This is a genomic window from Streptomyces sp. NPDC001889 (assembly GCF_053594535.1).
Genome location: NZ_JBSFER010000005.1, coordinates 155,884 through 179,069, shown reverse-complemented (window position 1 = coordinate 179,069; position 23,186 = coordinate 155,884). Strand labels below are relative to the sequence as shown.

22 protein-coding genes are annotated in these 23,186 nt (G+C 71.5%); 13 read left to right on the top strand and 9 right to left on the bottom strand.

The features are described from left to right. Positions 1–133: 133 nt before the first annotated feature. Together ACWCRA_RS07425 and meaB are read left to right on the top strand one after the other, a co-directional pair. A complete protein-coding gene (locus ACWCRA_RS07425; RefSeq protein WP_351550173.1) occupies positions 134–1,339 on the top strand; it encodes an acetyl-CoA C-acetyltransferase in 1,206 nt (401 codons plus the stop codon). A gap of 11 nt (positions 1,340–1,350) precedes the next feature. Next, a complete protein-coding gene (meaB, locus tag ACWCRA_RS07420; protein ID WP_351550170.1) occupies positions 1,351–2,307 on the top strand; it encodes a methylmalonyl Co-A mutase-associated GTPase MeaB in 957 nt (318 codons plus the stop codon). An 83-nt stretch (positions 2,308–2,390) separates the two neighbouring features. Here meaB and ACWCRA_RS07415 read toward each other — a convergent pair whose 3' ends face one another. Then, positions 2,391–3,131 (bottom strand): PepSY domain-containing protein, encoded by a 741-nt coding sequence (locus tag ACWCRA_RS07415; protein WP_451067010.1) that lies wholly within the window; start codon positions 3,129–3,131, stop codon positions 2,391–2,393. Positions 3,132–3,246: 115 nt separating this feature from the next. Here ACWCRA_RS07415 and ACWCRA_RS07410 point away from each other — a divergent pair, with 115 nt between their 5' ends. Together ACWCRA_RS07410 and ACWCRA_RS07405 are read left to right on the top strand one after the other, a co-directional pair. After that, positions 3,247–3,912 (top strand): response regulator transcription factor, encoded by a 666-nt coding sequence (locus ACWCRA_RS07410; protein WP_351550164.1) that lies wholly within the window; start codon positions 3,247–3,249, stop codon positions 3,910–3,912. Then, on the top strand, positions 3,909–5,438 hold the full coding sequence (locus tag ACWCRA_RS07405) for an ATP-binding protein (protein ID WP_451067009.1): 1,530 nt from the start codon (positions 3,909–3,911) through the stop codon (positions 5,436–5,438). Before ACWCRA_RS07410 ends, ACWCRA_RS07405 begins: the two co-directional genes overlap by 4 nt. On the opposite strand, the gene ACWCRA_RS07400 is transcribed toward ACWCRA_RS07405, so the two are convergent. The 4 genes from ACWCRA_RS07400 to ACWCRA_RS07385 form a co-directional block, all read right to left on the bottom strand. Further along, on the bottom strand, positions 5,435–5,911 hold the full coding sequence (locus ACWCRA_RS07400; protein ID WP_351550159.1) for a MarR family winged helix-turn-helix transcriptional regulator: 477 nt from the start codon (positions 5,909–5,911) through the stop codon (positions 5,435–5,437). The genes ACWCRA_RS07405 and ACWCRA_RS07400 overlap by 4 nt on opposite strands. A gap of 196 nt (positions 5,912–6,107) precedes the next feature. Then, positions 6,108–6,884, bottom strand: coding sequence for an AIM24 family protein (locus tag ACWCRA_RS07395; protein WP_351550156.1), 777 nt, complete (start codon positions 6,882–6,884; stop codon positions 6,108–6,110). Further along, positions 6,881–7,531 carry an AIM24 family protein gene (locus ACWCRA_RS07390; protein WP_351550153.1) on the bottom strand — a complete coding sequence of 217 codons (651 nt, stop codon included), beginning with the start codon at positions 7,529–7,531 and terminating at the stop codon, positions 6,881–6,883. The genes ACWCRA_RS07395 and ACWCRA_RS07390 overlap by 4 nt, the downstream gene beginning before the upstream one ends. After that, the gene (locus tag ACWCRA_RS07385) at positions 7,531–8,169 is read right to left on the bottom strand and encodes an AIM24 family protein (protein WP_351550150.1); all 639 of its coding nucleotides are present in this window, start codon (positions 8,167–8,169) and stop codon (positions 7,531–7,533) included. The genes ACWCRA_RS07390 and ACWCRA_RS07385 overlap by 1 nt, the downstream gene beginning before the upstream one ends. A 127-nt stretch (positions 8,170–8,296) precedes the next feature. On the opposite strand from ACWCRA_RS07385, the gene ACWCRA_RS07380 reads away from it, so the two are divergent. From ACWCRA_RS07380 to ACWCRA_RS07365, 4 genes are all read left to right on the top strand, one after another. Beyond that, positions 8,297–8,641, top strand: coding sequence for a DUF3817 domain-containing protein (locus tag ACWCRA_RS07380; protein ID WP_351550147.1), 345 nt, complete (start codon positions 8,297–8,299; stop codon positions 8,639–8,641). A gap of 143 nt (positions 8,642–8,784) precedes the next feature. Next, entirely contained in the window at positions 8,785–9,294 is a 510-nt protein-coding gene (locus tag ACWCRA_RS07375) for a MarR family winged helix-turn-helix transcriptional regulator (RefSeq protein WP_351550144.1), read from the top strand. Between the two features lie 64 nt (positions 9,295–9,358). Beyond that, entirely contained in the window at positions 9,359–9,685 is a 327-nt protein-coding gene (locus ACWCRA_RS07370; protein WP_351550141.1) for a DUF3817 domain-containing protein, read from the top strand. 250 nt (positions 9,686–9,935) lie between these two features. Continuing rightward, positions 9,936–11,636, top strand: coding sequence for an acyl-CoA mutase large subunit family protein (locus tag ACWCRA_RS07365; RefSeq protein WP_351550138.1), 1,701 nt, complete (start codon positions 9,936–9,938; stop codon positions 11,634–11,636). Positions 11,637–11,658: 22 nt separating this feature from the next. Here the strand turns inward: ACWCRA_RS07365 and ACWCRA_RS07360 are convergent, their stop codons facing one another. Further along, positions 11,659–12,306 carry a TetR/AcrR family transcriptional regulator gene (locus ACWCRA_RS07360; protein WP_451067044.1) on the bottom strand — a complete coding sequence of 216 codons (648 nt, stop codon included), beginning with the start codon at positions 12,304–12,306 and terminating at the stop codon, positions 11,659–11,661. 216 nt (positions 12,307–12,522) lie between these two features. Between ACWCRA_RS07360 and ACWCRA_RS07355 the strand changes: the two genes are divergently transcribed. From ACWCRA_RS07355 to ACWCRA_RS07340, 4 genes are all read left to right on the top strand, one after another. After that, positions 12,523–13,503, top strand: coding sequence for a tetratricopeptide repeat protein (locus tag ACWCRA_RS07355; RefSeq protein WP_351550132.1), 981 nt, complete (start codon positions 12,523–12,525; stop codon positions 13,501–13,503). A gap of 657 nt (positions 13,504–14,160) precedes the next feature. Continuing rightward, the gene (locus ACWCRA_RS07350; protein WP_451067008.1) at positions 14,161–14,814 is read left to right on the top strand and encodes a DUF6230 family protein; all 654 of its coding nucleotides are present in this window, start codon (positions 14,161–14,163) and stop codon (positions 14,812–14,814) included. A gap of 90 nt (positions 14,815–14,904) precedes the next feature. Further along, positions 14,905–15,435 (top strand): DUF6114 domain-containing protein, encoded by a 531-nt coding sequence (locus tag ACWCRA_RS07345; RefSeq protein WP_451067007.1) that lies wholly within the window; start codon positions 14,905–14,907, stop codon positions 15,433–15,435. Beyond that, a complete protein-coding gene (locus ACWCRA_RS07340; RefSeq protein WP_451067006.1) occupies positions 15,425–16,840 on the top strand; it encodes a hypothetical protein in 1,416 nt (471 codons plus the stop codon). Before ACWCRA_RS07345 ends, ACWCRA_RS07340 begins: the two co-directional genes overlap by 11 nt. Positions 16,841–16,931: 91 nt before the next feature. On the opposite strand, the gene pyk is transcribed toward ACWCRA_RS07340, so the two are convergent. The 3 genes from pyk to pta all read right to left on the bottom strand — a co-directional run bounded on the left by pyk (position 16,932) and on the right by pta (position 21,806). Beyond that, complete coding sequence (gene pyk / locus ACWCRA_RS07335) at positions 16,932–18,356, bottom strand: pyruvate kinase (RefSeq protein ID WP_351550123.1); 1,425 nt, start codon at positions 18,354–18,356, stop codon at positions 16,932–16,934. A 74-nt stretch (positions 18,357–18,430) separates the two neighbouring features. After that, on the bottom strand, positions 18,431–19,654 hold the full coding sequence (locus ACWCRA_RS07330; protein ID WP_351550120.1) for an acetate kinase: 1,224 nt from the start codon (positions 19,652–19,654) through the stop codon (positions 18,431–18,433). Between the two features lie 73 nt (positions 19,655–19,727). Beyond that, positions 19,728–21,806: a phosphate acetyltransferase gene (pta, locus tag ACWCRA_RS07325; RefSeq protein ID WP_351550117.1), complete on the bottom strand. Its 2,079-nt coding sequence runs from the start codon at positions 21,804–21,806 to the stop codon at positions 19,728–19,730. Positions 21,807–22,084: 278 nt separating this feature from the next. On the opposite strand from pta, the gene ACWCRA_RS07320 reads away from it, so the two are divergent. Then, entirely contained in the window at positions 22,085–23,110 is a 1,026-nt protein-coding gene (locus tag ACWCRA_RS07320) for an ATP-dependent 6-phosphofructokinase (RefSeq protein WP_351550114.1), read from the top strand. Positions 23,111–23,186 lie beyond the last annotated feature (76 nt).

The following is a 23,186-nucleotide window of genomic DNA, read 5'->3' as shown; positions in this document are numbered from 1 at the left end:
GCCGCCGGGCCGGTTACGCAACGTGCGCGCGATCACACCGACGGGCCGGTGACCCGTGGCCGAACCGCTCAGTACATTTGAAGTAAACCCTCGTTCACTCCTCGGCCCCCGGGCCGGAAGGGGATCGTGTCTGATGTCTGGAACGACCGGTACCACCTCGGTGATCGTCGCGGGCGCCAGGACGCCCATGGGACGGCTCCTCGGATCGCTCAAATCCTTCTCCGGCTCCGACCTGGGAGGTTTCGCCATCAAGGCGGCGCTGGACCGGGCCGGGGTCGCCCCCGACCAGGTGCAGTACGTGATCATGGGCCAGGTGCTCCAGGCGGGCGCCGGGCAGATCCCGGCCCGCCAGGCCGCCGTCGCCGCCGGCATCCCGCTGAGCGTCCCCGCCCTCACGGTCAACAAGGTCTGCCTCTCCGGGCTCGACGCCATCGCGCTGGCGGACCAGCTGATCCGGGCGGGTGAGTTCGATGTGATCGTGGCCGGCGGCCAGGAGTCCATGACCAACGCCCCGCATCTGCTCCCCGGGTCCCGCCAGGGCTTCAAGTACGGCGCCGTCGAGATGCTCGACTCCATGGCCCACGACGGGCTCACCGACGCCTTCGAGAACATCGCCATGGGCGAGTCGACGGAGGCGCACAACACCCGGCTCGGCCTCGGCCGCCAGGAGCAGGACGAACTGGCCGCCCTCTCCCACCAGCGGGCCGCCGCCGCGGAGAAGAACGGCCTCTTCGCCCAGGAGATCACCCCCGTGGAGATCCCGCAGCGCCGGGGCGAGCCGGTCGTCCTCGACCGGGACGAGGGCATCCGCCCCGACACCACCGCGGAGTCGCTGGCCCGGCTCCGGCCCGCCTTCGCGAAGGACGGCACCATCACCGCGGGCAGCTCCTCGCAGATCTCCGACGGCGCCGCCGCGGTCGTGGTGATGAGCCGGGCGAAGGCGGAGGAGCTGGGCCTGGAGTGGATCGCGGAGATCGGCGCGCACGGCAATGTGGCGGGCCCGGACAACTCCCTCCACTCCCAGCCGTCCCACGCGATCCTGCACGCCCTGGGCAAGGAGGGCATCGGCGTCGGCGACCTCGACCTGATCGAGATCAACGAGGCCTTCGCGGCGGTCTCCGCGCAGTCCATGAAGGACCTCGGGGTGTCCCCGGAAAGAGTGAACGTCAACGGGGGTGCCATCGCGCTGGGGCACCCGATCGGCATGTCCGGCGCCCGGCTCGTGCTCCACTTGGCGCTGGAGCTGGGGCGCCGGGGCGGCGGTGTGGGCGCGGCCGCCCTGTGCGGCGGGGGCGGCCAGGGCGACGCCCTGATCCTGCGCGTACCGGCCAAGGGTTAAGGAGCAGCGAGATGGTGGACGTCCCCCAGCTGGTCGCCCAGGCGAGAGAGGGCAGGCCGAGGGCGGTGGCCCGGCTGATCTCGCTGGTGGAGGGGGCGTCCCCCCAGCTGCGCGAGGTGATGGCGGCCCTGGCCCCGCTGACCGGAGGGGCGTACGTGGTGGGCCTGACCGGCTCGCCGGGCGTCGGCAAGTCCACCTCCACCTCGGCGCTGGTGACCGCGTACCGCGGGGCGGGCCGGCGGGTCGGGGTGCTGGCCGTCGACCCGTCCTCGCCGTTCTCCGGCGGGGCGCTGCTCGGCGACCGGGTGCGGATGTCGGAGCACGCGTCCGACCCGGGGGTCTACATCCGCTCGATGGCCACCCGGGGGCACCTGGGCGGTCTCGCCTGGGCCGCCCCGCAGGCGATCCGCGTGCTGGACGCGGCCGGCTGCGAGGTGATCCTCGTGGAGACGGTCGGGGTGGGGCAGTCGGAGGTGGAGATCGCCGCCCAGGCGGACACCTCGGTGGTGCTGCTCGCGCCCGGGATGGGCGACGGCATCCAGGCCGCGAAGGCGGGCATCCTGGAGATCGGCGATGTCTATGTGGTCAACAAGGCCGACCGGGACGGCGCGGACGCGACGGCCCGGGAGCTGAACCACATGCTGGGCCTGGGCGAGGCCCGCGCGCCCGGTGACTGGCGCCCGCCGATCGTGAAGACGGTGGCGTCGCGGGGCGAGGGCATGGACGAGGTGGTCGAGGCCCTGGAGAAGCACCGGGCCTGGATGGAGGAGCACGACGCGCTCACGGCCCGCCGCACCCGCCGTGCGGCGGGCGAGGTGGAGACCATCGCGGTCACCGCCCTGCGGGAGCGCATCGGCGACCTCCACGGCGACCGCAGGCTCGACGCCCTGGCGGCCCGGATCGTCGCCGGTGAGCTCGATCCGTACCGGGCGGCGGACGAGCTGGTGGCGGGGGTGACCGGCTCCTGAGCGTGCGCTGACGCACCGCGCCCCGGCGGCCCGGCCGGGAATCGTGTCCGGGCCGGGCCGCCGGGGCGCGGTGGGTGCGCTGATCAGCTGTCGTCGCGGTCGTCGTTCCGGTCGTCCGCGTCATCGCGGTCGTCCCGGTCGTCGCCGTCCTTGTCGTCGCGGTCGTCGCGGTCGTCGTCCCGGTCGTCCTTGCCGTCGCGGTCGTCGTCCCGGTCGTCCCGGTCATCCCGGTCATCACGGTCGTCGCGGCTGTCGTCCCGGTCGTCCGCGCCGTCGTTGCGGTCGTCGTCCCGCGCCAGCGTCGCCTTCGCCGTGGTCGCGTCGACCCGGACCTCGTGCTCGCCGCCCTTCTCGCCGCGGATCTCGATCTCCCAGTGGCCGTCGTCGAACTCGACCTCGGTCACCGTGCCCGGGCGGAAGGAGAGCGCCGCCGCACTGGCCCGCTCGGCGTCCACGCCGGCCTCGCGCACCGCGTCGTCGCGGTCGTCCCGGCTGTCGTCCCGGTCGTCCTTGTCGTTCCGGTCGTCGTCGCGGTCGTCGTCCTGGACCGGCGCCGAGGCCTTGCCGCTCTCCGCGTCGACCCGCACCTCGTGGCCGCGGCCCCGGGTGTCCACGACCTCGACCTCCCACTGCCCGTCGCCGTCGTCGTCCCGGCCGACCGACTCCACCACGCCCGACTTCTTCTCCAGCGCGGCGCTCACCGCTTCGGCCGCGGTGATCTTCGAGGTGGGCGCCGAGCCGTCCCCGGACGCCGCCACGGCGGTGAAGGCACCCCCGCCCACCAGGGCGGCGACGGCGACGGCGACGGCGATCTTGCGCTTCATGAGGGGTCCTCCCGGATCGGGTTGCTTCGACGGGGACCAATCTGGCCGGGCGAGGCTGAACGCAACCTGAAGCCACCTGAAGCGATCTTCAGCTTCGGTTTGCGACCCTGTGCACATGCGTTTGTTGATCGTGGAGGACGAGAAGCGGCTCGCCATCTCCCTCGCCAGGGGGCTGACGGCCGAGGGCTACGCCGTGGACGTGGTCCACGACGGGCTCGAAGGGCTCCACCGGGCCTCCGAGGGCTCCTACGACCTCCTCATCCTCGACATCATGCTGCCGGGCATGAACGGCTACCGCGTCTGCGCCGCCCTGCGCGCCGCCGGCGACGAGGTCCCCATCCTGATGCTCACCGCCAAGGACGGCGAGTACGACGAGGCGGAGGGGCTCGACACCGGCGCCGACGACTATCTGACCAAGCCCTTCTCGTATGTCGTGCTGGTCGCCAGGGTCAAGGCCCTGCTGCGCCGCCGGGGCCGCTCCGGCGGCTCGCCCGTGCTGACCGTCGGCGATCTGCGGGTGGAGACCTCCGCCCGCCGGGTCTTCCGGGGCGAGGACGAGGTGGCCCTCACCGCCAAGGAGTTCGCGGTGCTCGAACAACTCGCCGTGCGCGCCGGGGACGTGGTCAGCAAGGCCCAGATCCTCGAACACGTCTGGGACTTCGCCTACGACGGCGACCCCAACATCATCGAGGTCTACATCAGCGCCCTGCGCCGGAAGCTGGGCGCCCCGCGCATCCAGACCGTGCGCGGGGCCGGCTACCGGCTGGTGGCCGCGCGATGAGATCCGTACGCGCCCGGGCCGCGCTCGGCGCCACCGTGGTGGTCGCCGTCGCGCTGATCGCCGCCGGCCTCTCCGTCCTGCTGCTGCTCCGGTCCAACCTCATCGGCGCCGCCGACCTCCAGGCCGAGGTCACCGCCCGCGAGACGGCCTCCCGGTTCGCTCTCGACCGCGAGCCCGACCTCTCCGACGGGGAGGAGCGGCCCCTCCAGATCGTGGCCGGGAACGGCTGTGTGCTCGCCGCGAGCCGGGGCCTGGAGAAGATCTCCGGCACCGGCAGCGACCAGCCGCGCGCACAGTCCTGCGACCGGGGCGACGACTCCGGCGACGGGGACCGGGACGACGACCGGGGCGAGGACGACCGGAACGACGACGAGCCCGATCCCGGCCAGATCGAGGCGGGCCCGGCCGCCTTCACCAGCGGCAGCGCCACGGTGCGCGGCGACACCGCCTCGTACCGCTTCGCCGCCGTCGAGGCGACCCGGGGCGACGACGGGACCACCGCCACCGTCTACGCGGGTGCGCCCCTCGCCACCGAGCAGGGCGCGGTGGAGACCGTGCGCGACGCCATGCTGGTCGGCCTCCCGGTGCTGCTCCTGGTCGTCGGATCGGTGACCTGGCTGGTGACCCGGCGCGCGCTGCGGCCCGTCGAGGGCATCCGCGCCGAGATGGCGGCCATCACGGCCTCCGCCGATCTCTCCCGGCGCGTCCCGGTGCCCGGCTCCCGGGACGAGGTGGCCAGGCTCGCCCGTACGACCAATGAGACGCTCGCCGCCCTGGAGTCCTCCGAGGAGCGCCAGCGGCGCTTTGTCGCGGACGCCTCGCACGAGCTGCGCAGCCCCATCGCCTCGCTCCGCACCCAGCTGGAGGTGGGCGCGGCCCACCCCGAGCTGCTGGATGTGCCGGGCGCGGTGGAGGACACCGTACGGCTCCAGCAGCTCGCCGCCGATCTGCTGCTGCTGGCGCGGCTGGACGCCGGGGAGAAGCCGGGTCTGGCCCGGCTGGATCTGGGGGCGCTGGTGTCCGAGGAGGCGTCACAGCGGATGAGCGACCGGATTCCGGTGACGGTGGAGGCGGTTCCGGGCCTGGAGGTGAGCGGTTCGCGCTCCCAGCTCGCCCGGGTGCTCGGCAATCTGCTGGACAACGCCCAGCGGCACGCGGCCACCGCCGTCTCCGCGACGGTCCGCGGGGACGGCCGGCAGGTGGTGCTCGCGGTCGCCGACGACGGCGCGGGGGTGCCGGAGGCGGAGCGGGAGCGGATCTTCGAGCGGTTCGTCCGGCTCGACGACGCCCGCACCCGGGACGACGGCGGCGCCGGGCTCGGCCTCGCGATCGCCCGCGATGTGGCCGAGCGGCACGGCGGCAGCCTCACCGTGGGCGGGGCGGCGGCCGGCGGCGCGCTCTTCGAGCTCCGCCTGCCCGCCGCCGCCCCCGCCGGGCCCGGGCCGGAGGAAGGTTCCCACGACCTCCCGTCCGGATCTCGCCCGGCCCGCCGGCCCGGCCCGCCCGCTCCGGACGGAAGACCCTAGCTCTTGCCGCGCTTGCCGCGGAGGTGGTCGGCGACCGGGGCGAGCGACTGGCGCAGATCGGCCAGCGCCTCCGGCGTCATCAGGTCGATGAAGTGTTTCCGTACGGATGCCACATGGTGCGGTGCCACCTTCCGCATGGTCGTCATGCCGTCGTCGGTGAGGACCGCGTAGAGGCCGCGCCGGTCCGATTCGCAGTTCTCCCGGCGGACCAGACCGGCGCTCTCCATCCGGGTGATCTGGTGGGAGAGCCGGCTCTTGGACTGGAGGGTGGCGGCGGCGAGGTCGCTCATCCGCATCCGGTGCTCGGCCGACTCGGAGAGATTCACCAGGATCTCGTAGTCGTTGTTGGTGAGGCCGAATGGCTGGAGGTCCTTTTCGAGCTGGTGCATCAGCAGCCTGCTGACGTCCAGGTGGGCGCGCCAGGTGCACTGCTCGTCTTCGCTCAGCCAGCGAGTGGCCGTCTCGGTCTCCATATATGGATTCTACCTAAGAAGTTGAAATGCGGACAAAATTGGGGAGGAGAACTTCGGAGGCTCGGGGATCTCCGAGGGTGCCGCGCCGGACGCCCGCGATGGCGGGACCGCCCGGCCGCCTGCACAGGGGCTCAGTACGGTGCCCGCAGCGTACTGGGGGCGCAGGCGTTCGACGTCACACTCCGCAGATTACCGCTCACAGGCCGAAGCGGCGCTGGAGATCACCCAGCTGGCCCGGGAGCCGGGGCGCCGCCCCGGGATGACCCGCCCCGCCCCCGGCTCCCCCGGGCACCCCCGGCTGCCCGGGCGGCGCGCCCGTCGCGGTCTCCGGCAGCAGCGCCTCCGTCGACTGGAGCAGCACCGTCCCCGCGCCCGCGAACTCGAACTGGTGCTCCTCCCCGGAGGCCCCGCCGAGCCCCGTCAGCGCCCGCACCCCGCCCATCACCCCGGTCATATAGCCGTGGTCGTAGTGATGACAGGGGGAGGGGCAGTCCGCCCAGCCCACCAGCGCCTGCGGGTCCACCCGGATCGGCGGCTCCATGAACACCACCGGGCCGTTCGAGGCGGCCACGAACCTCCCCGTCCCGATCAGGGTGAGAAAGCCCGGCACGATCGACTGCTTCAGCGCCAGCGAGGGCTGGTACGCCAGCAGATTCCCGGCCCGGATCGTCAGATTCCCCTCGTCCAGGTCGAAGGAGTTCACATCGAACGCGCGGTCCGCGAGCAGCATCTTCCCGCTGCCCTCCGCCACCACCCAGTCCCCGGCGTGCAGCGGCGAGTGGAACGAGGTCCGCAGCAGCCGGTCGAGCCGGCCGTGGCCGATGCCGTTGAAGTCGATCCGCCCGTAATAGGCGATCATCTTCCCCTTCTGGAGGAACCACTGCCCGCCCTTCAACTCCACACAGAAGGTGTACGGGTTGACGTTGTCGTCACTCGGCAGGGTCATCGGGTCCCAGATCACCGGTGTGCTCACAGCTTCTCCTCCGACGCCTGGACGAACACCGCACCGCTGCCGCTCAGCTCCAGCTGGAACGCCTCGCCCGAGCCGCGCCCCACCATGTCGCGCCAGCCCAGCGCCGTGGAGAGCCTGTTCCGCACCTCGCCGTGGTGGGCCACATACGCCTGGGGATCGACATGGACCGGGCGCTCCGGCCGGATCGGCAGCTCGATCACCCCGCCGTGCGCCATCACCGCGACCGTGCCGTGGCCGCGCAGCGTGGTGGTGAAGAGCCCCTGGCCGCTCACCTGTCCGCGCACCATGCCCATGACCCCGCCCTGCGAGCCCAGGAACAGCGTCCCCTGCTCCAGCGAGCCGTCGAAGGCGAGCAGCCGGTCCGCCTCCACGCAGAGGGTGTCACCGGTGAGGCCGATGAGCTGGATGTGGTGGCCGCCGTGGCCGAAGAGAACGGTGCCGGCCCCCTCCACGGTCATCAGGGGTGTCGCCTCGTTCGCCACCCGGCGGCCGATCATCGACGCCAGACCGCCCTGGCCGCCCTGGGTGTTCGGGGTGAAGGAGACCTCGCCCCGGTACGCCAGCATCGCGCCGCGCTGGCTGTACAGCCGCTGCCCGGGGGTGATCGTCGCCTCCACCATCCGGGAGTTGATCTCGCGGAACGGCATCAGACCTCCCCTCCGACCGTGTTGCGCTCGCTCGGCTGGACGTAGACGAGCCCCTCGCCCTCGAACCGGATCTGGAACGCCTCGCCGCCGCCCTCGCCCATCAGCGTGCGGAAGGTCACACCGGACTGGAAGCTCTGCCGCAGACCGCCCTGGTGGGCGATGTACGCGCCGGGGTCCACCGAGAGCGGGTACCGCTCGGTCACCCGGAGCGCCACCGCCGGGCCGTCGGACATGATCGCGACCTGGCCGCTGCCCTCGACGGTGGTGGTGAAGAGGCCGTTCCCGCTCGCCCCGCCGCGCAGCCCGGTGAAGCTGGTGCCGGTGCGCAGCGCGGCGTCCGCGCAGAGGAGGTTGCTGGACTCGACATGGAGTCTGTCGCCGTCCAGCCGCACCAGGTTGATCTCCGAGGCGCGGTCGGCGAACCAGCAGGTGCCCTCCCCCTTCACCTCCATCAGCGTCATCTGCTCGCCGGTGATCCGGCGGGTGACCATGCCGCGGATGCCCTCACCGCCGCCGGACAGCTTCTTGAAGGCCATCCGGCCGTCGTAGGCGACCATCGACCCGTTCTTCGCTTTGACGGCGTCGCCGGTCATGCCGACCGCGAGCACCTTGCTCCCCTGGAGCCGGAACGTTGCCACCCAGCGAAGGTAACCGGTCGATGCCGACCCCGCACAAAGCCCTGGCAAAGGCGGCTGAGACAATGGCGAGGCGCTTGTGAGCGCATTCACAAGATCGTCTCCCGTCGTCCCCTCCGAAGGTGCCTCCGTGGACATCAAGACCGCCTCGTCCCTCCACCGCCTCCGTCTGGTCTCCGCCCCGGAGGCCATCTCCTTCATCCTGCTGATGATCGCCTCGGTGCTGAAGCGCACGACGGAGTTCAACGCGGTTCCGGCGCTCGGCATGATCCACGGCATTCTCTTCGTCATCTACGTGCTGTTCTGGCTGGACGCCTGGAACCGCACCAAGTGGGACCTGAAGACGGCGGCGCTGTACTTCATCCTCTCCGTCATCCCCTTCGGCGGCTTCGTGGCCGAGCGCAAGCTCAAGCGCGCCGCCGACGACGAGGTGATCGCCTCGCGCGCCCGCCAGGTCGGCAACGCCACCGCGTAACCGGCGCACTTCCCGGTACGGGCGTGAGCGGGGCGGCCCGCGCTCACGCCCGTACGCATGTCCGCCGCCGTGCCCGTGGGGCGGGGAGGACCGAAGGGCGAGACAAGGCGTACCGGCACGTGGTCGCTGGGTAGGGTCGACGCGTGTCCAAGCCGCTCAGCCTCGCCTTCGACCCCATCGCCCGCGCCGACGAACTGTGGCGGCAGCGCTGGGGCCCCGTCCCCTCCATGGCCGCCATCACCTCGATCATGCGCGCGCACCAGATCCTCCTGGCCGGGGTCGATGCCGTGGTCAAGCCGTACGGACTGACCTTCGCGCGGTACGAGGCGCTGGTGCTGCTCACCTTCTCCAAGGCCGGTGAGCTGCCCATGTCCAAGATCGGCGAGCGGCTGATGGTCCATCCGACATCGGTGACCAACACCGTGGACCGGCTGGTCAGATCCGGTCTCGTCGGCAAGCGGCCCAACCCCAACGACGGCCGGGGCACCCTCGCCGCCATCACCGACAAGGGGCGGGAGGTCGTGGAGGCGGCCACCCGGGACCTGATGGAGATGGAGTTCGGACTCGGCGCCTACGACGCCGAGGAGTGCGCGGAGATCTTCGCGATGCTCCGCCCGCTGCGGGTCTCGGCGCAGGACTTCGAGGAGCGCTAGCGCGCCCCCGGCCGGTGCCGCCCCGGGCGCGGGACGGCCGGTACGTCCCGTTACGCTCGGGGCCATGAAACAAACCGTGCTGACCCGCTACCGGGTGATGGCGTACATCACCGCCGTCTGGCTGCTCGTCTTCACCGTCGCCATCGTGCTGAAGTACGGCTTCGAGACCGGCGACACCATGATGATCTCGCAGATCCACGGTGTTCTCTTCATCGTCTATGTCATCTTCGCCTTCGATCTGGGCTCCAAGGCGAAGTGGCCCTTCGGCAAGCTGCTCTGGGTGCTGGCCGCCGGCTGCATCCCCGTGGCCTCGTTCTTCGTCGAGCCGAAGATCACCCGTGAGGCGCGCGCGCTGATCGCGGACGGCAGCGCCGTGAAGGCCGGGGCGTAGGGGTCCCGAGCGGACCCCGGACCCCGGGCCCCGGCACCCCGGACCCGCGGCATCCCGGACTCCCGACAACCCGGCCCCGGGCACCCCGGCCCCCCCGGCGGACCCGGTGGTCCGGCCCGCGCGGGCTCCCGCCGCCGCAGGCGCACGGCCTGCGGCGGAGCGATCCCTGTGGTGATCGTCCGCCCCTCCCGCCACTCCCACGGCGCGTTTCCATCGACATTTACTAGGACGTCCTAGTAAATTTGTTTCCATGGACGCTGAAGCGATGGAGGAAGGCCGCCGGCGCTGGCAGGCCCGCTACGACACGGCACGGAAGCGGGACGCCGATTTCTCGACGCTCTCCGGCGACCCGGTGGAGCCCGTCTACGGCCCCCGGCCGGGCGACACCTACGAGGGATTCGAGCGCATCGGCTGGCCCGGTGAGTACCCCTTCACCCGGGGACTCCACCCGACCGGCTACCGGGGCCGCACCTGGACCATCCGCCAGTTCGCCGGCTTCGGCAACGCCGAGCAGACCAACGAGCGGTACAAGATGATCCTCGCGGCCGGCGGCGGCGGGCTCTCCGTCGCCTTCGACATGCCGACCCTCATGGGCCGCGACTCCGACGACGCCCGCTCGCTCGGCGAGGTCGGCCACTGCGGGGTCGCCATCGACTCCGCCGCCGACATGGAGATCCTCTTCCAGGGCATCCCGCTCGGCGAGGTCACCACCTCCATGACGATCAGCGGCCCGGCCGTCCCCGTCTTCTGCATGTACCTGGTCGCCGCCGAGCGCCAGGGCGTCGACCCCGCCGTGCTCAACGGCACCCTCCAGACGGACATCTTCAAGGAGTACATCGCCCAGAAGGAGTGGCTCTTCCAGCCCGAGCCCCATCTGCGCCTCATCGGCGACCTGATGGAGCACTGCACCCGCGCCATCCCCGCGTACAAACCGCTCTCGGTCTCCGGCTACCACATCCGCGAGGCGGGGGCGACGGCCGCGCAGGAGCTGGCGTACACCCTCGCCGACGGCTTCGGCTATGTGGAGCTGGGGCTCAGCCGGGGCCTGCCGGTGGACACCTTCGCCCCCGGTCTCTCCTTCTTCTTCGACGCCCATCTCGACTTCTTCGAGGAGATCGCCAAATTCCGCGCGGCCCGCCGCATCTGGGCCCGGTGGATGCGCGATGTCTACGGCGCGAAGACCGACAAGGCGCAGTGGCTCCGCTTCCACACCCAGACCGCCGGGGTCTCGCTCACCGCGCAGCAGCCCTACAACAACGTGGTGCGCACCGCCGTCGAGGCCCTCTCCGCCGTCCTCGGCGGCACCAACTCGCTCCACACCAACGCCCTGGACGAGACCCTCGCCCTCCCCAGCGAGCAGGCCGCCGAGATCGCCCTGCGCACCCAGCAGGTGCTGATGGAGGAGACCGGCGTCGCCCATGTCGCCGACCCGCTCGGCGGCTCCTGGTACGTCGAGCAGCTCACCGACCGGATCGAGGCGGACGCCGAGCGGATCTTCGACCGGATCAGGGAGCGCGGGGAGCGGGCCCACCCCGACGGCCGGCACCCCATCGGGCCGATGACCTCAGGCATCCTGCGCGGCATCGAGGACGGCTGGTTCACCGGCGAGATCGCCGAATCGGCCTTCCGCTACCAGCGCTCGCTGGAGAAGGGCGAGAAGCGGGTGGTGGGCGTCAATGTCCACCACGGCTCGGTCACCGGCGACCTGGAGATCCTGCGGGTCAGCCACGAGGTCGAGCGCGAGCAGGTCCGGTCGCTGGCGGAGCGCCGGCAGCACCGCGACGACTCGGCCGTCCGCTCGGCGCTGGAGGCGATGCTCGCGGCGGCCAGGGACGGGACGAACATGATCGAGCCGATGCTGGCGGCGGTCCGCGCGGAGGCGACCCTCGGCGAGATCTGCGACGCGCTGCGGGTGGAGTGGGGCACCTACACCGAGCCGCCCGGCTTCTGAGGCCCGCGGCCGGGGGCCCGGCTCACCACCGCGGGGACGTGAGCCCCGACAGCAGCAGCAGGGTGAAGGCCCGGGCCCAGGCAGCGTCCACCGGCTCCGCGCTCACCAGCGTCCGGTGGACGACGGCGCCCGCGATCACATCGAAGACCAGATCCGCGTTGCGCTCGGCCGCCGCCGGATCGTCCTCGTACGGCAGCTCGCCGCGCGCCTGCGCCCGTTCCCGGCCCTGGAGGACCAGCCGCTTCTGCCGGTCCACGATCGCCGAGCGGATGCGCCGGCGCAGCGCCTCGTCCCGGGTGGCCTCGGCGACCACCGCCATCAGCGCCGTGCGCGCCTCGGGGCGCTGGAGCAGCGCGGCGAACTGGAGCACCATGGCCTCGACCTCGGCGGTGAGGCTGCCGAGGTCGGGCAGGGCGAGTTCGTCGAAGAGCACCGCGACGGCGTCCACCACCAACTCGCTCTTCCCCGGCCAGCGGCGGTAGAGGGTGGTCTTGGCGACCCCGGCCCGGGTGGCCACATCGCCCATGGTCAGCTTCGACCAGCCCAGTTCGACCAGTGCGGCCCGGGTCGCGTCGAGGATGGCGCCGTCGGCCCCGGCGCTGCGGGGCCGCCCCGGGAGTCCGGTGCGCGTCGGTTCACGAGCGGGCTGGCTGTGCATGACGGCGACCATACCGGTGGGTACGCCCCCCGGTGTGAGCCAGTTCACCGGGGGGATCTCACAGGTCGCGGGGGCGGGGGAGTTACGCTACGAGGCGTAGCGAAAGCCCTCACCGGCTCCGCGACAACCACTGGGCGCGGGGTGGGGACCCCGCGCCGCCGGAGCACGACTGTCCGGCCCGGTGGCCGCACTTTTCCCATGCGCGCGCGGAAGGGGGAGGATGTACTCATGCAGCCTAGGAACATGTCCATGAGCGGCGTCGTCGACCTCGCCGCAGTGAAGGCGGCCGGAGAGGCCAAGGCGAAGGCGGAAGCGGCCCGCGCCGAGTCCGCCCGCACGGGTGGTGCCCCCGCCGTGTCGCCCGCCAGTCTGGTGATCGACGTCGATGAGGCGGGCTTCGAGCGCGAGGTGCTCCAGCGGTCCGCCGAGGTCCCGGTCGTCCTCGACTTCTGGGCCGAGTGGTGCGGTCCGTGCAAGCAGCTCAGCCCGCTGCTGGAGCGGCTGGCACAGGAGTACAACGGCCGTTTCGTGCTGGCCAAGGTCGATGTCGACGCCAATCAGATGCTGATGCAGCAGTTCGGCATCCAGGGAATTCCCGCCGTCTTCGCGGTGGTCGCCGGCCAGGCGCTGCCCCTCTTCCAGGGCGCGGCACCCGAGCAGCAGATCCGCCAGACGCTCGACCAGTTGATCCAGGTGGCCGAGGAGCGCTTCGGCCTGACCGGGATCGCGGTGGACCCGGAGGCGGCCGGCGCCGAGTCCGGTGCCGCCGACGAGGCCCCCGTCCCGGCCGGTCCCTACGACGCGCTCCTGGAGGCCGCCGTGGCGGCCCTGGACGCCGGAGACTTCGGCGGCGCGGTCCAGGCGTACCGGAATGTGCTCTCCGACGACCCCGGCAACACCGAGGCCAAGCTCGGTCTGGCGCAGGCCCAACTCCTCGGCCGGGTGCGCGACATGGATCAGCAGAAGGTCCGCGAGGAGGCCGCCGGGAAGCCGGCCGATGTGGCCGCGCAGCTCGCCGCCGCCGATCTGGACCTGGTCGGCGGCCATGTGGAGGACGCCTTCGGCCGGCTGGTCGAGACGGTACGCCGCACGGCGGGCGACGACCGGGACGCGGCGCGGGTGCGGCTGCTCGAACTCTTCGAGGTGATCGGCCCCGACGATCCCCGGGTGACGGCGGCCCGGCAGGCGCTCGCCAGGGTGCTGTTCTGAGCCATATTCCTCAACTCCCGCGCGGACGTTCCGTTCTGTCGGGAGTGTGGTGATTCACGGCGGTGGTGCTGATCGGGCACCACCGCCGTTCTGGCGAAAGGGTGACACCGGGCGCCCGCTCTTTCTCCGGATTTGATCATTCCGGTCCCTGTTACTCGTGGTAAGTCAACAGGATTTCTCTGTCCGTTTATCGATGGCATTGGCCCCTTCTGGTGCCACACTCGGCTTCACCCTGTGTGGCCGCTCGGCAACTGTCGTCGGTGGCGTGGTGATCGACCCGTTACCAGTGGGTAACGACCCCCCTTGTGCCCCGGCCGGGAATGGACCACGATCGGTGACGCTCGGTCCACTTCCGCACCAGCCCGGCACCCAGCCGCGCCCGCGGTCCTGGGTCCCCACCGGGCCGGCCGGCGCCAGTGACGCGGGCCGTGGACAGGGGGGTTCCCGCCGAACCGGGCGGGGCCTGTCCGATTCGGTTGTGCGTGATGCGTCAGGCGCGACCAGTGGTTGTCGCTCGGGGGTGATCGCCGGTGTTTCGGACGCGGTACGTGGCTGAAAGCGCGGGCGCTCTCCTTCCCGAGGACGTAGCACTTCTCCCATCCCAGGACGGACGTCCGCGTCCGGACCGGAGATGTACGTCCGAGAAGGAGGAAAGTCATGGAGTCTGTGACTCGTGGCGGAACCAGATGGAAGCGGTTCGCCCTGGTCATGGTGCCGAGTGTGGCCGCGACGGCCGCGATAGGCATCGGTCTGGCACAGGGGGCGCTGGCAGCGTCGTTCGCGGTGTCGGGCCAGGAGTTCAAGGTCTCGACCGGGTACCTCGACGGTGCCGGGTTCTCCCAGTACGGCGGCGTCGACGTCGGCTACAAGGAGATGGAGGGAGACGAGAAGGTCCCGCGCGCGGTGGCCGTCTCCACCTTCAGGAGCGCGAAGATCGAGGACATGTGTCAGTCGGTCGTCACCGACGTGCCGATTCTCGGGAAGATCACCCTCAAGCTGAAGGCGGGCGAGGACCGGGCCAAGCCCGTCCGCGCGGAGAACCTCTACCTGGACATCTCGCAGCTGGACGCGGACGCCAAGTTCACGAACATCGACATCGGTGTCGCCGCCAAGGACACCGACAAGCCCGGGACCGGCAAGGGTCCCGCCGTGGCCGATGGCACCGGCAACGGCTTCGCCCAGCAGGCCGACCGGGCCCAGCTGTGGGGCGTCAAGCAGAAGGCGTGGGCGACCACGGCCGGAAGTTTCACCCTCAACGGTCTGAGCATGCGCCTCCACCGCGGCAGCGGTGAAGGTGTCGAGTGCTTCTGACGGTGACCCCGTCGCGGGTGGGCGGGGAGCGCTCCCCACCCACCCGCTCACCTCCTCACACAGCAACACCAGTTCCAGGGAGCTGTTTTCATGAGCGCCGAGTCCATGGCCACGGAGCAGAACGAGCACTTTCTCCGCGTCTTCCGGCGTCGGTTCCGTGACTGGCGGGGCCAACGGCCCTTCTGGGCGGGCCTCTTCACCCTCCTCGGCGGCATCCCGATCGCCTACTTCCCCTACGCGAGCATGGAGTTCGGCAATCTGACGCTCTCCATGACGACCACCACGGGGTCGGGCGCGCTGATCATCGGTGTGCTGTTGGTCACCCTCGGGCTGACGATGTGGTTCCACCACATCGTGCGGGTCTTCGCGGGGGTCGCGTCGATCCTGCTCGCCCTGGTCTCGATTCCCATCGCCAATCTGGGCGGATTCATCGTCGGCTTCCTCTTCTCGCTGGTGGGCGGTGCCCTCTCGATCTCCTGGGCGCCCGGCGGGGAGCGGCCCGCCGAACCGGGGAACAGAGCGCAGGCCGGCCCGGCCCGGCCGTGGGACGCGACCGGGTCCGACGCGAGAACACCCGGGACCACCACCGAACCCGACGGCGGGAGGAACAGTGCAGGGTGAGCCCACACGGTCGGCGGACACCGGGGACGACGGCGCCCGCACCAGAAGAGGTCCACGGCACGCGGCCCCCCGCAAGTCCCTGCTCGCCAAGCTCCAGCGCCCGGCCGGCAAGGCGATAGCCCTGGCGGCGATGCCGACCGCGGTCCTGGTGGGCATGGGGCTCACACCCCGGCTGGCGCTCGCGGAGGACAAGGACATCCCCTACGCGCCCGGCCCCTGTGTGACCCGCTCCGACGAGCCGTCCGCGCCGGCGTCCCCGCCGGATTCGGCGAAGCCCTCGCAGAGCCCTTCGCCGTCGCCGTCCGCCACCCCCACCGCTTCTCCTCCCGCTCCGACCCCGGGTGAGCCGTCCGGCGGGCCGTCGGGCGAACCGTCCGGCGGGCCGACCGCGGCCGGGGAGCCGGAGCCCGCCGGGAGCCCCTCCGCGTCGCGGTCCGGGGGCGCGGGGCCGGAGCACCCGGCGAGGGACCCCGCCCCCGGCCGGCCGGGGGCGGCCTCGGCGGCACCGGCCCGCTCCCCGTCCGCCGCCGGGGCGGAGCCCGGCGGGGAACGGCCCCGCGACCCGCTCGATCCGGGCGAGGCGCTCGGGGAGATCCTCGGCCGCCCGGGCGGCCAGCCGCCCCCCGCCTCCTCCCCGTCCACCGCCCCCGCCACCGGGAAGCCGCCCGGGAAACCCGCCCCGAGCCCGTCCCGGAATCCCTCCGGGAGTCCTTCCCCGAGTCCGTCGGCGAAGCCCTCCGCCGCGTCCTCCGGGCGGCCGGGGACCGACGAGGCCGCGGAGAAGACCCGGAAGGCCATCGAGGACGCCGCCGGCGCGGCGGGCGCGACCGTCGAGGAGCTGCCCGAGGAGGCCAGGGGCACCGAGCCCAGGAAGGACGAGGCCATCCCCGAGGGTGCCAAGCCCCGCTTCCCCTGCCCCACCCCCGACCCTCAGGCGCTCGCCGACGCCCGCGCCGAACCCGGCATCCCCCTGGTCCCCGACGACCCCTGGGTGCTGGAGAGTTCCCTGCTCACCCTGACCGGCCTGGACTACCACGGCATCGTGGAGGTCACCACGGGCGGCGGCAAGGTCAAGAAGGCCCTCAAGTTCACCGCGCGCGCCGTCGACATCAAGGATCTGCACCAGCTGGTGAGGGGCCCGATCGGCACCACCATCCACGTCGAGGCCCGCAAGGGCTCCACCTCGACCATCCGCGACAGCACGGTGACGATGTACACCGAGGAGCTGAAGGGCAATCTCTTCGGTCTGATCCCGGTCACCTTCAGCCCCCGGACCCCGCCGCCCGTCAATGTCCCCTTCGCCTTCTTCACCGATGTCCGGGTGGTGCAGGCCGGACAGTTCGGGGGGACGCTGACGGTGCCGGGGCTGAGCAACCACCTCACGGGCGGTGACGCGGGCCGCTGAGCCGCGGGGCGCCGGGAAGACCAGTGGGCCGTGGCCACCCCCGTACCGGCGGTACGGGGAGGACACGGCCCACGGCGGACGTGCGCGGCGGCTACGCCTCGCGGCCCAGGTGGTGCACCCGCACCATGTTCGTCGTACCGGGGACGCCGGGGGGCGAGCCGGCCGTCATCACCATGGTGTCGCCGTCGTTGTAGCGCTGGAGCTTCAGCAGCTCGGCGTCGACCAGGTCGACCATCTCGTCGGTGTTCGCCACATGCGGCACCACGAAGGACTCCACGCCCCAGCTCAGCGAGAGCTGGTTGCGTGTCGACTCCTCGGTCGTGAAGGCCAGGATCGGCTGACACGCGCGGTAGCGGGAGAGCCGGCGGGCCGTGTCGCCGGACTTGGTGAAGGCGATCAGGGCCTTGCCGTCCAGGAAGTCCGCGATCTCACAGGCGGCGCGGGCGACCGAACCGCCCTGGGTACGGGGCTTCTTGCCGGGGACCAGGGGCTGGAGGCCCTTGGACATCAGCTCCTCCTCCGCCGCCGTGACGATCTTCGACATCGTCTTGACCGTCTCGATGGGGTAGGCGCCCACGGACGACTCGGCGGAGAGCATCACCGCGTCCGCGCCGTCCAGGATCGCGTTGGCCACATCGGAGGCCTCCGCGCGCGTCGGACGGGAGTTGGTGATCATCGACTCCATCATCTGGGTCGCCACGATCACCGGCTTGGCGTTGCGCCGGCAGAGCTCGATCAGACGCTTCTGCACCATGGGGACCTTCTCCAGCGGGTACTCCACCGCCAGGTCGCCGCGGGCCACCATCACACCGTCGAACGCCATCACGACGTCCTCCATGTGGGCGACGGCCTGCGGCTTCTCCACCTTGGCGATGACGGGGACCCGGATGCCCACCTCGTCCATCACCTTGTGGACGTCCTTGATGTCATGGGCGTCCCGGACGAAGGAGAGCGCCACCATGTCGCAGCCCATCCGCAGGGCGAAGCGCAGGTCCTCGATGTCCTTCTCGGAGAGCGCGGGGACATTGACCGCCGCGCCGGGCAGGTTGATGCCCTTGTGGTCGGAGATGACACCGCCCTCGACCACGATCGTCTTCACCCGGGGGCCCTCGACCCCGACCACGCGCAGCTCGACATTGCCGTCGTTGATCAGGACCTGGTCGCCCTTGGAGACATCGCCCGGCAGCCCCTTGTAGGTGGTGCCGCAGATCGACTTGTCGCCCGCCACGTCCTCCGTGGTGATGGTGAACTCATCGCCGCGGATCAGCTCCACGGGCCCCTCGGCGAAGGTCTCCAGGCGGATCTTCGGGCCCTGGAGGTCGGCGAGCACGCCCACCGCGCGGCCGGTGTCCGCGGATGCCTTGCGGACGCGGTGGTAGCGGTCCTCGTGCTCGGAGTGGGAGCCATGGCTCATGTTGAAGCGGGCCACGTTCATTCCGGCCTCGATGAGCGTCTTCAGCTGCTCATACGAGTCGACGGCGGGGCCCAGTGTGCAGACGATTTTGGAACGGCGCATAAGGCTGATCCTATCCGTTTGTTTCGAGTCGGAATATTCAGGCCGATGGAATGGACAAATGGGCGGGACTCCGCTCAGCCGAGTGGCCCATCGGACACCAGCGCAAACGTCTGACGGGCGATCTCCAGCTCCTCGTCCGTCGGCACCACCGCCACCGCGACCCGTGCGTACGGTGCGGAAACGATCCGGGCCTCGTCCGACCGCTCCGCGTTCAGCGCGCCGTCCAGCGCGAGCCCCAGCTCCTCCAGACCGGCCACGGCGGCCTCGCGCACCGGCGCCGCGTTCTCCCCGACCCCGGCCGTGAACGCGATTGCGTCGACCCGGCCCAGTACCGCGTAGTACGCGCCGATGTATTTCTTCAGACGGTGTATGTAAATGTCGAAAGCGAGCCGGGCCCGCTCATCGCCCTCGTCGATCCGGCGGCGGATCTCCCGCATGTCATTGTCGCCGCAGAGGCCGACGAGACCGCTCTTCTTGTTCAGCAGTACGTCGATGTCATCAGCCGACATCCCCGCCACCCGCATCAGATGGAAGGTGACGGCGGGGTCGATGTCGCCGGAGCGGGTGCCCATCACCAGCCCCTCCAGCGGGGTCAGCCCCATCGAGGTGTCCACACACCGCCCGCCGGCCACCGCCGACGCGGAGGCGCCGTTGCCCAGGTGCAGCACGATCACATTGACGTCCTCCGGCGCCTTGCCCAGCAGCCGTGCCGTCTCCCGGGAGACATAGGCGTGCGAGGTGCCGTGGAAGCCGTAGCGGCGGATGCGGTGCGCGTCCGCCGTCTCCACGTCGATGGCGTAGCGGGCCGCCGACTCCGGCATCGTCGTGTGGAACGCCGTATCGAAGACCGCCACCTGCGGCAGATCGGGCCGCAGCGCCCGCGCGGTGCGGATGCCGGTGATGTTCGCCGGGTTGTGCAGCGGCGCCACCGGCACCAGCCGCTCCACCTCCGCGAGCACCTCGTCGTCGATCACCGTCGGCTCGGTGAACCGCAGTCCGCCGTGCACCACCCGGTGGCCGATCGCCGCCAGCTCGGGCGAGTCCAGCCCCAGACCGTCGGCGGCCAGCTCGCCGGCGACCGCCTTCAGCGCGGCGCCGTGGTCGGCGATCGGGGCCGTGCGCTCCCGCTTGCCGCCGCCCGCGCCGCCGGTGAGCGGGGTGTGCACGAGCCGGGAGGTCTCCTCGCCGATCCGCTCGACCAGGCCGACGGCCAGCCGCGCGCCGCCCCTCATGTCGAGAAGCTGGTACTTCACCGACGAGGAGCCGGAGTTGAGGACGAGGACTCGGGTCGCTGTCATGGGGCCTTCTGTGTGGTGCGGGTGTGCTGCGGAGGTCATGGGATGAGGACCGGGATACGGATACGGATACGGATCAGGGCCGGGGTTCCGGCTGGGCCTGGATGGCGGTGATCGCCACCGTGTTCACGATGTCGCTCACCAGCGCTCCCCGGGACAGGTCGTTCACGGGCTTGCGCAGCCCCTGGAGCACCGGGCCCACCGCCACCGCGCCCGCCGAGCGCTGCACGGCCTTGTAGGTGTTGTTGCCGGTGTTGAGGTCGGGGAAGATCAGCACGGTCGCCCGCCCCGCCACCTCGGAGTCCGGCAGCTTGGTCGCGGCCACGGTCGGCTCCACCGCCGCGTCGTACTGGATCGGGCCCTCGGTGCGCAGCTCCGGGTGGGAGCGGCGGACCAGCTCGGTGGCCTCCCGGACCTTGTCGACATCGGCGCCCGAGCCGGAGGTGCCGGTGGAGTAGGAGAGCATCGCGATCCTCGGCTCCACGCCGAACCGGGCCGCCGTGGCCGCCGACTGGACGGCGATGTCGGCGAGCTGCTCGGCGTTCGGGTCCGGGTTGACCGCGCAGTCCCCGTACACCAGCACCTTGTCCGCCAGGCACATGAAGAAGACCGACGACACGATCTTGGCGTCGGGCTTGGTCTTGATGATCTCGAACGCCGGGCGGATGGTGGCCGCCGTGGAGTGCACCGAGCCCGAGACCATGCCGTCCGCGAGGCCTTCCTGCACCATCAGCGTGCCGAAGTAGTTCACGTCGGCGACCACGTCGTACGCCAGCTCCACCGTCACACCCTTGTGGGCGCGCAGCTCCGCGTACCGTTCGGCGAAGCTCTGGCGCAGCTCGGAGGTGTTCGGGTCGATGAGCTGGACGCCGCCCAGGTCGATGCCGAGGTCGGCGGCCTTCTTGCGGATCAGCTCGATGTCGCCGAGCAGGGTCAGATCGCAGACGTCCCGGCGGATGAGCACATCGGCGGCCCACAGCACCCGCTCCTCGCTGCCCTCGGGCAGCACCACCCGCCGCCGGTCCGCGCGGGCCTGCTCCAGCAGCTCGTGCTCGAACATCATCGGGGTGACATGGCCGCTGCGGGCCACCGCCAGCCGGGCCAGCAGCTCACCGGTGTCGACATGGCGCTCGAAGAGGCCGAGCGCCGTCTCGGCCTTGCGCGGCGTCGAGGCGTTCAGCTTCCCTTCGAGGCCGAACAGCTCGGCCGCCGTGGGCCAGCTCGTGGAGGGCACCGAGATCACCGGGGTGCCGGGCGCGAGCCGGGAGGCGAGGGTGAGGACCTCGTCGCCGGGGCGCTCGTCCAGGGTGAGCAGCAGGCCCGCGATCGGCGGGGTGCCGGCCGAGTGGGCGGCCAGCGCGCCGACCACCAGATCGGCGCGGTCGCCGGGGGTGACCACCATGCAGCCGGGGGTCAGCGCCTTGAGGAAGTTCGGCAGCATCGCACCGCCGAAGACGAAGTCCAGGGCGTCCCGGGCGAGCCCGGAGTCGTCGCCGAGCAGCACGGTGCCGCCCAGGGCGTGGGTGATCTGGGCGACGGTCGGGGCGGAGAGCGCCGGCTCGTCGGGGAGTACGTAGCAGGGGACGGGGAGCCGCGCCGCGAGCCGCTCGGATATGACCGCGCGGTCGGCGGGGGAGACCCGGTTGACGACCATCGCGAGCACCTCGGCGCCCAGGGCCTCGTACGCCCGGTGGGCGTTGCGGGCCTCGGCCCGCACCGATTCGGCGGTCTGGCCCTTGCCGCCGACGACGGGGATCACGGAGGCGCCGAACTCATTGGCGAGCCGGGCGTTGAGCGCCAGCTCGTCGGGGAGCTGGGTGGCGGCGAAGTCGGTGCCGAGGACCAGCACCACCTCGTACTCCCTGGCGACCTGGTGGAAGCGGTCGACCAGCCGGGAGACCAGCTCGTCGGTGCCCTTCTCGGCCTGGAGCGCGGAGGCCTCGTGGTAGTCGAGGCCGTAGACGGAAGCCGGGTCCTGGGTGAGCCGGTACCGCGCCCGCAGCAGTTCGAACAGCCGGTCGGGTCCGTCGTGCACCAGGGGGCGGAAGACCCCGACCCGGTCCACTTGGCGGGTGAGGAGCTCCATGACTCCCAGCTCGACGACCTGCCGGCCGTCCCCCCGGTCGATCCCGGTCACGTACACGCTGCGCGTCACGCGTGCTCTCCTGTCCGTCTTCGCTCGCTGGTGCTGTCGTACGGGTCCCGTACGGACACCTCTACCGTGCGACCGCTCGCACAAACGGCCGTACAAAAAAACCGCTGGTCGGCGGCTTTACCTCTTGACAATACCTCCGAGGCTGGATAAGGCGCCTGCCGGACCGGTGTCATCGGGGACGGAGGGGGCACCCGGGCGGTAGGGCAGCGCCCCGTGGCCCATGGAACAATTGGCCCCAGGGTCACGTGTACCACCCGACGAGCAGGAGACACAGCACGATGCGTATCGGAGTTCTCACCGCAGGGGGCGACTGCCCCGGACTGAACGCAGTGATCCGGTCGGTCGTGCACCGGGCGATGACGGGACACGGGGACGAGGTCATCGGCTTCGAGGACGGCTTCAAGGGCCTCCTCGACGGGCACTACCGCCCGCTCGACCTCAACGCGGTCAGCGGGATTCTCGCCCGTGGCGGCACGATCCTGGGCTCGGCCCGGCTGGAGCGCAACCGGCTCCGCGAGGCCGCCGAGAACTGCGGGGAGATCCAGCGGCGGTACGGGATCGATGTGCTCATCCCGATCGGCGGGGAGGGCACCCTCACCGCGTCCCGGATGCTCTCCGACGCGGGGATGCCGGTCGTCGGCGTGCCGAAGACCATCGACAACGACATCTCCGCCACGGACCGCACCTTCGGCTTCGACACCGCCGTGACGGTCGCCACCGAGGCGATCGACCGGCTGAAGACCACCGCCGAGTCGCACCAGCGCGTGATGGTCGTCGAGGTCATGGGCCGGCACGCCGGGTGGATCGCCCTGGAGTCCGGGATGGCGGGCGGGGCGCACGGGATCTGCCTGCCGGAGCGGCCCTTCCAGGTCGAGGATCTGGTGAAGATGGTGGAGGAGAGGTTCTCCCGGGGCAAGAAGTTCGCCGTGATCTGCGTCGCCGAGGGGGCGCACCCCGCCGAGGGGTCGATGGAGTACGGCAAGGGGGAGATCGACCAGTACGGCCACGAGCGCTTCGAGGGGATCGGCAACCGCCTGGCGACCGAGCTGGAGCACCGCCTCGGGAAGGAGGCGAAGCCGGTGATCCTCGGGCATGTCCAGCGCGGAGGGGTGCCGACGGCGTACGACCGGGTGCTGGCGACGCGGTTCGGGTGGCATGCGGTGGAGGCGGCGCACCGGGGGGACTTTGGCAAGATGACTTCGTTGCGGGGGACGGATGTGGTGATGGCTCCGCTGGCGGATGCGGTGACCCGTCTGAAGACGGTTCCGACGGAGCGCATGTACGAGGCGGAGTCCGTCTTCTAGCCCGCCCCGGGCGGCCCCGGCGCCACAGGTGGCCCGGCACACCCGGCCCGTCCGGCATTTGAGGACGGCCCCCGCG